Consider the following 584-nt stretch of genomic DNA (forward strand, 5'->3'; position numbering starts at 1 on the left):
CTGGAGCGGGGCCGTGAGCGGACCGGCAACTTCTGACATCAGCGAGCGATTAGCGGATGTTCAAGTCGGCGCAGGGCCGGTGAGGAAGGGCATGATGTCCACGCCGTCTCCGGGGAAGACCGTGAAATGCGGGTGGTTCTCGAACAGGCGGGCGGCAGCATCGATGGTGTCGGCCTCGACGACAATGTAGCTGCAGAAAGGGTTCACGGCGTCGACGATGCCGCCCTTGGTAACGCGCGTCGTCCTGCCGACCATACCGCCGCGATCGGGGAAAAATGCGGCATTTCTCTCCTCCCAGTCCGCCCACTGCTGTAAGCCAACGGCATCAATCGCATTCTGCTCGGGCTTAGGCAGGCTGCGAAAGCGGGCGAGGTCTTCGGGCTTCATAGTGTAGACGGCAAGAAAGCGGGGCATGCTGCGGTCTTCGTGCTGGCAGAAGGCATGCCAGCCTAGACTCCTGGTCGGCCGAAGTCACTGCGCATTACCACCCTCTAAGAGTCCGTTTTGAAATTCAGGGATGGGCATTTCGTCGGACAAGGTTTCCACCCATGGCGACGAGGATCATGGCGTGAGAGACGTCGATG

Annotated in this window: 1 protein-coding gene; it reads right to left on the reverse strand. The window is 60.8% G+C overall.

Annotation, left to right across the window (positions count from 1 at the left end; genetic code table 11):
• Nucleotides 1–60: 60 nt before the first annotated feature.
• A complete protein-coding gene (locus G6N73_RS36210; protein ID WP_165034611.1) occupies nt 61–414 on the reverse strand; it encodes a hypothetical protein in 354 nt (117 codons plus the stop codon).
• Between the last annotated feature and the right edge of the window lie 170 nt (nt 415–584).

This window comes from Allomesorhizobium camelthorni (assembly GCF_011045125.1).
Lineage (GTDB): Bacteria > Pseudomonadota > Alphaproteobacteria > Rhizobiales > Rhizobiaceae > Allomesorhizobium > Allomesorhizobium camelthorni.

Bases quoted from the DNA above. Each gene is read 5' to 3' on its own strand.
- G6N73_RS36210 (WP_165034611.1), bottom strand. From the start codon at position 414: ATGCCCCGCTTTCTTGCCGTCTACACTATGAAGCCCGAAGACCTCGCC.